This is a genomic window from Streptomyces tricolor (assembly GCF_002155905.1).
Lineage (GTDB): Bacteria > Actinomycetota > Actinomycetes > Streptomycetales > Streptomycetaceae > Streptomyces > Streptomyces tricolor.
On the sequence record NZ_MUMF01000111.1, the window covers coordinates 1 to 7,766 of the forward strand.

The following is a 7,766-nucleotide window of genomic DNA, read 5'->3' on the forward strand; positions in this document are numbered from 1 at the left end:
ATGATCTTCCCGGCGCGGGAACTGGTCGCGCACGGTTTCGAGCTGCTGGCCACCTCCGGTACCGCCGAGGTCCTCAAGCGCAACGGGATCCACGCCACCGTGGTGCGCAAGCAGTCCGAGGGCACCGGGCCGAACGGGGAGAAGACCATCGTCCAGCTCATCCACGACGGCGAGGTCGACCTCATCGTCAACACCCCCTACGGCACCGGCGGCCGGCTCGACGGCTACGACATCCGCACCGCCGCCGTGGCCCGTTCCGTGCCCTGCCTGACCACCGTCCAGGCACTCGCCGCGGCCGTCCAGGGCATCGACGCCCTCCACCACGGAGACGTCGGCGTCCGCTCCCTCCAGGAACACGCCCAACACCTGACCGCGGCCCGCGACTAGCAGCCCCGAGGGGGACACCGGAAACGGTGTCCCCCTCCGCATGAGGACACCTACATGTACAAGCTCTTCTTCCGTCTGGTCTTCCGACGGATGGACCCGGAGCAGGCCCACCACCTGGCCTTCCGCTGGATCCGCCGCGCCGTCCGCATCCCGGTGCTGCGCACCTTCGTCGCCGCCGCCCTCGCGCCCCGGTACAAGGAGCTGCGCACCGAGGCCTTCGGGCTGCGCATGCACGGCCCCTTCGGGCTCGCCGCGGGCTTCGACAAGAACGCGGTCGCCATCGACGGCATGTCGATGCTGGGCTTCGACCACGTCGAGATCGGCACGGTGACGGGGGAGCCGCAGCCCGGCAACCCCAAGAAGCGGCTGTTCCGGCTCGTCGCGGACCGCGCGCTCATCAACCGCATGGGCTTCAACAACGACGGCTCGCTCGCCGTGGCGGCCCGCCTGGCCACCCGTGAGCCCGTCTTCAAGACCGTGGTCGGCGTCAACATCGGCAAGACCAAGATCGTCCCGGAGGCGGAGGCCGTCGCCGACTACGTGAAGTCCGCCGAGCGCCTCGCGCCGTACGCGGACTACCTCGTCGTCAACGTCTCCTCGCCGAACACGCCCGGCCTGCGCAACCTCCAGGCGGTGGACCACCTGCGTCCGCTGCTCACCGCCGTGCGCGAGGCCGCGGACCGCACGGTCGCGAACCGGCGCGTCCCGCTGCTGGTGAAGATCGCTCCCGACCTCGCCGACGAGGACGTCGACGCCGTCGCCGACCTCGCCGTGGAGCTGGGCCTCGACGGCATCATCGCCACCAACACCACCATCGCGCGCGAGGGCCTCGGCCTGCGGTCGGCGCCCGCGCTGGTGCAGGAGACCGGCGGCCTGTCCGGGGCGCCGCTCAAGGAGCGCTCCCTGGAGGTCCTGCGCCGCCTGTACGCGCGCGTGGGCGACCGGATCACCCTGGTGGGTGTCGGGGGCATCGAGACCGCCGAGGACGCCTGGCAGCGGATCCTGGCCGGTGCCACGCTGGTCCAGGGGTACAGCGCCTTCATCTACGAGGGCCCCTTCTGGTGCCGGTCCCTCCACAAGGGCCTCGCGGCCCGCCTGCGCACCAGCCCGTACGCCACCCTCGCCGACGCCGTCGGCGCCGATGTGAGGAAGCCCGCATGAGCCCGTTGGAGCCCTTCGGCGCCCGGCTGCGCCGCGCCATGGACGAGCGCGGCCCGCTGTGCGTCGGCATCGACCCGCACGCCTCCCTGCTCGCCGAGTGGGGCCTGAACGACGACATCGCCGGCCTGGAGCGGTTCAGCCGCACCGTGGTCGAGGCCATGGCCGACCGGGTGGCCGTCCTGAAGCCGCAGAGCGCCTTCTTCGAGCGGTTCGGCTCGCGCGGCCTCGCCGTCCTGGAGACGTCGGTGCAGGAGGCGCGGGCGGCCGGCGCGCTGGTCGTGATGGACGCCAAGCGCGGTGACATCGGCTCGACCATGGCGGCCTACGCCGAGGCGTTCCTGCACCCGGACGCCCCGCTGTTCTCCGACGCCCTGACCGTCTCGCCGTACCTCGGCTACGGCTCGCTGAGCCCCGCCGTCGCGCTCGCCCGGGAGAGCGGTGCCGGCCTGTTCGTGCTGGCGCTGACCTCGAACCCGGAGGGCGGCGAGGTGCAGCACGCCATCCGCCCCGACGGCCGGACCGTCGGGGCGACCATGCTGGCCCACCTGGCGGCCGAGAACGCGGGGGAGGAGCCGCTGGGCTCCTTCGGCGCGGTCGTCGGCGCCACGCTCGGCGACCTCTCCTCGTACGACCTGGACATGGGCGGTCCGCTGCTCGCGCCCGGCATCGGCGCCCAGGGGGCGACCCCGGCCGACCTCCCCCGGGTGTTCGGGTCGGCCGTCCGCAACGTCGTGCCCAACGTCAGCCGGGGTGTTCTGCGTCACGGTCCCGACGTCAGCGCGCTGCGCGGGGCGGCCGAGCGGTTCGCGACGGAGATCCAGGCGGCCCTCGCGGGTGTCTGAGGTCCGGCCGCGTGCTCGGCTGAGCGCGATCACGCCGACTTGAGTGTGAATACATCCTCAAATCGAGGGCATTATGTCTGAAATGTCCGTCCTGACGGAGGCTGACCAGGACTTTTCCGCTGTTCTCGCTGACTCTGGCGGACTTGCCCGCTAGTCTCCGAGCAGTGAGGGCAACTCCCACGCCCTCCAGGTAGTGGGGGGAGAACGGGCAGCGTGTTGCTCGTGGCTCCCCAGGTGTGGGGCGACTAGGTTCCTCACCGGTCCGTATCCGACAGTTCGACATCCGAGGTGACGTAGGCGTGGCTCTTCCGCCCCTTACCCCTGAACAGCGCGCAGCCGCGCTCGAAAAGGCCGCCGCGGCTCGCCGGGAGCGGGCCGAGGTCAAGAATCGACTCAAGCACTCCGGCGCCTCTCTGCACGAGGTCATCAAGCAGGGCCAGGAAAACGACGTCATCGGCAAGATGAAGGTCTCGGCGCTGCTGGAGTCCCTGCCGGGCGTGGGCAAGGTCCGCGCCAAGCAGATCATGGAGCGTCTGGGCATCTCCGAGAGCCGCCGCGTGCGCGGTCTCGGTTCCAACCAGATCGCTTCCCTGGAGCGTGAATTCGGCAGCACCGGCTCCTGAGTCCGCCTCCCGGCGGGCAGGGAGTCCCGGGCACTCCGGGATTGCTGGAATAATCGCTGCATGAGTGAACGTCCGCGGCTGACCGTGCTCTCCGGCCCCTCGGGGGTCGGCAAGAGCACGGTCGTCGCCCATATGCGCAAGGAACACCCCGAGGTCTGGCTCTCGGTGTCGGCGACCACCCGCAAGCCGCGCCCCGGTGAGCAGCACGGAGTCCACTACTTCTTCGTCACCGACGAGGAGATGGACAAGCTGATCGCCAACGGTGAGCTGCTGGAATGGGCCGAGTTCGCCGGCAACCGCTACGGCACGCCCCGCGCGGCCGTGATGGAGCGGCTGGAGAACGGCGAGCCCGTGCTGCTGGAGATCGACCTCCAGGGCGCTCGGCAGGTCCGCGAGTCCATGTCCGACGCCCAGCTGGTGTTCCTGGCTCCGCCCTCCTGGGAGGAGCTGGTGCGCAGGCTGACCGGCCGGGGAACCGAGCCGCCCGAGGTCATCGAGCGCCGCCTGGCGGCGGCGAAGACCGAGCTGGCGGCGGAGCCGGAGTTCGATGAGACCTTGGTCAACACCTCCGTCGAGGACGTGGCTCGCGAGCTGCTAGCCTTGATGGACGTTGTGTGATCGTGACTGTGATCACGATGTCTGATTCTTTTCCATCCATCGGAAGGTAGAGCGTGTCCTCTTCCATCACCGCGCCCGAGGGCATCATCAACCCGCCGATCGACGAGCTTCTTGAGGCGACCGACTCGAAGTACAGCCTCGTGATCTACGCGGCCAAGCGTGCGCGCCAGATCAACGCGTACTACTCGCAGCTCGGTGAGGGCCTCCTTGAGTACGTCGGTCCGCTCGTCGACACCCACGTCCACGAGAAGCCGCTCTCGATCGCCCTGCGCGAGATCAACGCCGGTCTGCTGACCTCCGAGGCCGTCGAGGGCCCGGCGCAGTAGTACTTTCAGACTGCGATTGACTTATCCACAGGCCCGGCAGTCACGCTGCCGGGCCTGTGGTGTGTCATGGGTGATGCAGATTCTCGAACGCGAGGAGCCATGGTGGACAAGCCGAAAGTCGTGCTGGGGGTCAGCGGTGGCATCGCCGCCTACAAGGCCTGTGAGCTGCTGAGAAGGTTCACGGAGTCGGGCCATGACGTCCGCGTGGTGCCCACCGCCTCCGCGCTGCACTTCGTCGGCGCGGCCACCTGGTCCGCCCTGTCCGGCAACCCGGTCTCCACCGAGGTCTGGGACGCGGTCCACGAGGTCCCGCACGTCCGCATCGGCCAGCACGCCGACCTCGTGGTCGTGGCCCCGGCCACCGCCGACATGCTCGCCAAGGCCGCCCACGGTCTCGCCGACGACCTGCTCACCAACACTCTCCTCACCGCCCGCTGCCCGGTCGTCTTCGCCCCGGCCATGCACACCGAGATGTGGGAGCACCCGGCCACCCAGGAGAACGTGGCCACGCTGCGCCGCCGGGGCGCCGTCGTCGTCGAGCCCGCCGTCGGCCGTCTGACCGGCGTCGACACCGGCAAGGGCCGGCTGCCCGACCCGGCGGAGATCTTCGAGGTGTGCCGCCGGGTGCTGGCCCGCGGCGTCACCGAGCCCGATCTGCGGGGACGGCACGTCGTCGTCTCCGCCGGCGGCACCCGCGAACCCCTCGACCCGGTCCGCTTCCTCGGCAACCGCTCCTCCGGCAAGCAGGGGTACGCCCTCGCCCGCACCGCCGCCGCCCGCGGCGCCCGCGTGACATTGATCTCGGCCAACGCCGGCCTGCCCGACCCCGCGGGCGTGGACGTCGTCCGGGTCGGCACCGCCGTGCAGCTGCGCGAGGCCGTCCTGAAGGCCGCCGCCGACGCCGACGCCGTGGTCATGGCCGCCGCCGTCGCCGACTTCCGCCCGGCCGCGTACGCCGCCGGGAAGATCAAGAAGAAGGACGGCCAGGACCCTGAGCCCATCGTCCTGGTGCGGAATCCGGACATCCTCGCGGAGATCTCCGCCGACCGGGCCCGCCCCGGACAGGTGATCGTCGGCTTCGCCGCCGAGACCGACGACGTCCTCGCCAACGGCCGCACCAAGCTCGCCCGCAAGGGCTGCGACCTGCTCGTGGTCAACGAGGTGGGGGAGCGCAAGACCTTCGGCGCCGAGGAGAACGAGGCCGTCGTCCTGGGTGCCGACGGCAGCGAGACCCGGGTGCCGCACGGCCCCAAGGAGGCCCTCGCCGACACGGTCTGGGACTTGGTCGTGCGGCGACTGGACTAACGTCCGGCAGGCGATCGGGCGAACTCCAGGACGGGTTCACGCCACGCTCAAATCGGGTGTGGCGGCCCTGGCCAAGGCCGCTCGCCATTGTGCAGAATGCCCGTGCCGCAGGTCACAGCGCTCCCGAGAGGCGAGACGGTGGCCCGCTGACCGAGTGCGACCGATAAACTGTCACGGTCGACGCCGGGCGCAGCCCCGCGTCGACCGCAAATGATCAGCCAGCAGCCGCTGCAACCACAGGGAGCGTTGTGTCCCGTCGCCTGTTCACCTCGGAGTCCGTGACCGAGGGTCACCCCGACAAGATCGCTGACCAGATCAGCGACACCATTCTCGACGCGCTTCTGCGCGAGGACCCGACCTCCCGGGTCGCCGTGGAGACGTTGATCACCACCGGCCTGGTGCATGTGGCCGGCGAGGTGACGACCAAGGCCTACGCGGACATCGCGACCCTCGTCCGCAGCAAGATCCTGGAGATCGGCTACGACTCCTCCAAGAAGGGCTTCGACGGCGCCTCCTGCGGTGTCTCGGTGTCCATCGGCGCGCAGTCCCCGGACATCGCGCAGGGCGTCGACACGGCCTACGAGACCCGGGTCGAGGGCGACGACGACGAGCTGGACCGGCAGGGCGCGGGCGACCAGGGCCTGATGTTCGGCTACGCGTCCGACGAGACGCCCACCCTGATGCCGCTGCCGATCTTCCTGGCGCACCGCCTGTCCAAGCGCCTCTCCGAGGTCCGCAAGAACGGCACCATCCCCTACCTGCGCCCGGACGGCAAGACGCAGGTCACCATCGAGTACGACGGCGACAAGGCCGTCCGCCTCGACACGGTGGTCGTCTCCTCGCAGCACGCCTCCGACATCGACCTGGAGTCGCTGCTCGCCCCCGACATCCGCGAGTTCGTCGTGGAGCCGGAGCTGAAGGCGCTCCTGGACGAGGGCATCAAGCTGGACACCGAAGGCTACCGCCTGCTGGTCAACCCGACCGGCCGCTTCGAGATCGGCGGCCCGATGGGCGACGCCGGCCTGACCGGCCGCAAGATCATCATCGACACCTACGGCGGCATGGCCCGCCACGGCGGCGGTGCCTTCTCCGGCAAGGACCCGTCCAAGGTCGACCGCTCGGCGGCGTACGCGATGCGCTGGGTGGCGAAGAACGTCGTGGCGGCCGGCCTGGCCTCCCGCTGCGAGGTCCAGGTCGCCTACGCGATCGGCAAGGCCGAGCCCGTCGGTCTGTTCGTGGAGACCTTCGGCACCCACAAGATCGACCCCGAGAAGATCGAGAAGGCGATCGACGAGGTCTTCGACCTCCGTCCGGCCGCGATCATCCGCGACCTCGACCTGCTCCGCCCGATCTACTCCCAGACGGCGGCGTACGGCCACTTCGGCCGCGAGCTGCCCGACTTCACCTGGGAGCGCACGGACCGCGTGGACGCCCTGCGCGCCGCCGCGGGCCTGTAACCCCGGCCGGCCGTTCGCCGAGGCCCGGCTTCCCTTCGGGGGCCGGGCCTCGGCGTGTGCCGGATCAGCCGGCCGCCGCCAGGCGGATGCGGCGCCGCACCCGGTCGGTCTCCAGGACCCGGACCGTCAGCTCCTGCCCCTCGGCGACGGCCCTCCCGCCCAGGTCGGAGACGTGGACCAGCCCCTCGGCGGCCTCACCGACCCGGACGAACACCCCGAACGGCATCACCTTCGTCACCGGGCCCGTCACCACATCCCCCACCGCGAGGCCCAGCGAGTCCCACGGGTCCTCCGCAAGAGCCTTCAGCGAGATCACCACCTCGCCCTGGTACGAGTCGGCGCCGATCACCTCGCCGGTGACCCGCTGCCCGGGCCGCACCACGTCGGCCGGGTGGTCGACGTGCGCCCAGGTCAGGTCCGGGACCCGGACGAAACCCGTGCCGGGGTGGACGGGGTGCGGGGGCGCCCCGTCGAGCCGTACGAAGACTCCGAAGGGGTGCACGGCGGCCACGGTCCCCGTGACGACGTCCCCGGGCCGCGCGCCCCGCAGATGGCGGTACAGGGCCTCGTCCTCGCACGCCTTCGCGGACAGCACGACCCGGCCGCCGCCCCCGTGGGCACCCTGCACCTCGGCGGTGACACGCTGCCCGACCGCCACGACCTGCGCCGGGTCCTCGAACGCGGTCCAGGACAGCAGGTGACGGGGGATCCGGCCGGTCGGCTCCCCGGACCCGTCGCTGTCCAGGCGGACGACGACCTCGCCGTCGGCGAACCCGGCCACCGTGCCGTGCGCCACCTCCCCGGGCCGGAACGCCGCCAGGCGGGTGCGCAGCTGCTCCAGGGGATTCGGGACAGGTTCGGTCATGGACATGAGCCTAGACATGGCGGGGGGGCCGCCCCGGGCACGGGCGGTGTTGTCAGTGGGGTTTGGTAAGAATGCAAGCGTGAGCAGCGAGAACGGGGCGCCCCGGACGGACGGGGGCGCCCCGTTCTCGCTGCTCACGCTTGCATTCTTACCAAACCCCACTGACAACACCGCCCGTGCCC

At 70.9% G+C, this 7,766-nt stretch carries 8 protein-coding genes and 1 pseudogene; 8 read left to right on the plus strand and 1 reads right to left on the minus strand.

The window, feature by feature from the left end:
* From carB to metK, 8 genes and pseudogenes are all read left to right on the plus strand, one after another.
* Positions 1 to 387, plus strand: a pseudogene (gene carB, locus CCN44_RS09570) (carbamoyl-phosphate synthase large subunit); the annotation flags it as partial.
* 54 nt (positions 388 to 441) lie between these two features.
* Entirely contained in the window at positions 442 to 1,548 is a 1,107-nt protein-coding gene (locus CCN44_RS09575) for a quinone-dependent dihydroorotate dehydrogenase (protein WP_059248222.1), read from the plus strand.
* A complete protein-coding gene (pyrF, locus tag CCN44_RS09580; RefSeq protein WP_059248221.1) occupies positions 1,545 to 2,390 on the plus strand; it encodes an orotidine-5'-phosphate decarboxylase in 846 nt (281 codons plus the stop codon). Before CCN44_RS09575 ends, pyrF begins: the two co-directional genes overlap by 4 nt.
* A 299-nt stretch (positions 2,391 to 2,689) precedes the next feature.
* The gene (locus tag CCN44_RS09585) at positions 2,690 to 3,013 is read left to right on the plus strand and encodes an integration host factor (RefSeq protein ID WP_003977346.1); all 324 of its coding nucleotides are present in this window, start codon (positions 2,690 to 2,692) and stop codon (positions 3,011 to 3,013) included.
* A gap of 60 nt (positions 3,014 to 3,073) precedes the next feature.
* Positions 3,074 to 3,631, plus strand: a complete 558-nt coding sequence (gmk, locus tag CCN44_RS09590; protein ID WP_059248220.1) for a guanylate kinase — start codon at positions 3,074 to 3,076, stop codon at positions 3,629 to 3,631.
* 53 nt (positions 3,632 to 3,684) lie between these two features.
* The gene (rpoZ, locus tag CCN44_RS09595; RefSeq protein ID WP_003982715.1) at positions 3,685 to 3,957 is read left to right on the plus strand and encodes a DNA-directed RNA polymerase subunit omega; all 273 of its coding nucleotides are present in this window, start codon (positions 3,685 to 3,687) and stop codon (positions 3,955 to 3,957) included.
* A gap of 102 nt (positions 3,958 to 4,059) precedes the next feature.
* Positions 4,060 to 5,262, plus strand: coding sequence for a bifunctional phosphopantothenoylcysteine decarboxylase/phosphopantothenate--cysteine ligase CoaBC (gene coaBC / locus CCN44_RS09600; protein ID WP_086697372.1), 1,203 nt, complete (start codon positions 4,060 to 4,062; stop codon positions 5,260 to 5,262).
* Between the two features lie 248 nt (positions 5,263 to 5,510).
* Entirely contained in the window at positions 5,511 to 6,719 is a 1,209-nt protein-coding gene (gene metK, locus CCN44_RS09605) for a methionine adenosyltransferase (RefSeq protein WP_059248219.1), read from the plus strand.
* A gap of 64 nt (positions 6,720 to 6,783) precedes the next feature.
* On the opposite strand, the gene CCN44_RS09610 is transcribed toward metK, so the two are convergent.
* Positions 6,784 to 7,584, minus strand: coding sequence for a S1 RNA-binding domain-containing protein (locus CCN44_RS09610; protein WP_158103080.1), 801 nt, complete (start codon positions 7,582 to 7,584; stop codon positions 6,784 to 6,786).
* Positions 7,585 to 7,766 lie beyond the last annotated feature (182 nt).

Excerpts from the sequence above, each read along its gene's own strand:
- CCN44_RS09575 (WP_059248222.1), top strand. The coding sequence starts at position 442 with ATGTACAAGCTCTTCTTCCGTCTGGTCTTCCGACGGATGGACCCGGAG.
- pyrF (WP_059248221.1), top strand. The coding sequence starts at position 1,545 with ATGAGCCCGTTGGAGCCCTTCGGCGCCCGGCTGCGCCGCGCCATGGAC.
- gmk (WP_059248220.1), top strand. The coding sequence starts at position 3,074 with ATGAGTGAACGTCCGCGGCTGACCGTGCTCTCCGGCCCCTCGGGGGTC.
- CCN44_RS09610 (WP_158103080.1), bottom strand. The coding sequence starts at position 7,584 with ATGACCGAACCTGTCCCGAATCCCCTGGAGCAGCTGCGCACCCGCCTG.